The 1,103-nt window shown below is 60.5% G+C and carries 1 protein-coding gene and 1 pseudogene; one reads left to right on the plus strand and one right to left on the minus strand.

Annotated features, from left to right (window positions below; translation table 11 throughout):
* Positions 1-358 (minus strand): annotated as a pseudogene (locus tag EN893_RS35140) (tRNA (cytidine(34)-2'-O)-methyltransferase); the annotation flags it as partial.
* Positions 359-801: 443 nt separating this feature from the next.
* On the opposite strand from EN893_RS35140, the gene EN893_RS35145 reads away from it, so the two are divergent.
* A partial coding sequence (locus EN893_RS35145) for a hypothetical protein (RefSeq protein ID WP_128362222.1) occupies positions 802-1,103 on the plus strand: 302 nt, incomplete at its 3' end.

Here is a 1,103-nt window from a genome sequence, read left to right on the forward strand (position 1 = left end):
CGTATCAGCCGCCTGATGGACAGGATCCGGCACGCCTGCGGATTCCCGGCCAAACAGGAGTATGTCGCCTTCGGCGAAGATGAAGCTGGTGTAGGCCGTCGTGGCTTTGGTCGACAGCAGCACCAGCCGGCGCGAACCAGCCTTGCGCCATTCCTCGAAGGCATGCCAGTCGACATGCCGGGGCAGCCATTTCGAGGTAGTCCATGCCGGCTCGCTTGAGCGCTTTGTCGGAGAGCGGAAATCCGGCCGGTTCGATGATGTCGACGCCAAGTCCGAGGCACGCGGCGAAGCGCAGGATTGTCCCGGTGTTGCCGGCAATGTCAGGCTGGTAGAGCGCGATGCGGAGACGACAGTTCATTTCCGCGTCCTTCTAATAAGTGGCGGATCGGCCACAGCGGCTTGGCGGTTTTTGAAATTGCTGGACCTGCGGGTGGCCATTTTCTGCGAGGTCGGGTATACAGCCAGGATTGTCAACCCGAACCGATGGAGGGGTAATTCATGATGATCATGCACATCCAGCGCCCCTCTCGTGGGCTTACCTGCCTGCCGGCGGTTTCGGTACGACGATTCTCCTGACTCTCTAAGACTTGATCGCACCGATTCCCGCCGAAACGATTTTTCGGCTCTCGAAGGAATCCTGCGATGTTTTTCAAAAAGTCAAAAGGGCTGAACACCCCAGCTGAACCTGTCCGGACCGATGCTTGTCATGTCCAGACCGACGCAAAGCATGCCTCCGGCCGAATGCCGGCGGACGATATTGCTTCGCCTTTTTATCTCGATTTTCACACGGAGGACGGACCGATGTTCGATCCCTATAGAATACCTGGCTCGAGGAGCCTGCATATCCATCGACTGCCGACCTGGGCGCTGCTGATCGGCGACACCTATTCGTCGGCGGTGCACGCCGAGGTTCGCCGCCGGCCGCATCGCGGCATGCTGCCGGATGTCGATTTTTCGCGCGCGGTTCCCGATCTGAGCCGGCCTTCGCTGGTGCGCCGGATCATCCGGCTGATCCGGCCGGGCGCGAAAAACCGGGCTGGCGGCACCGTGTCGTCAGGATCGTCTGGCGCAGCTGTCGGCGAAAAGCCCGCGAGCCCCTATAT

It is taken from the genome of Mesorhizobium sp. M7A.F.Ca.CA.004.04.2.1, from assembly GCF_004022825.1.
Lineage (GTDB): Bacteria > Pseudomonadota > Alphaproteobacteria > Rhizobiales > Rhizobiaceae > Mesorhizobium.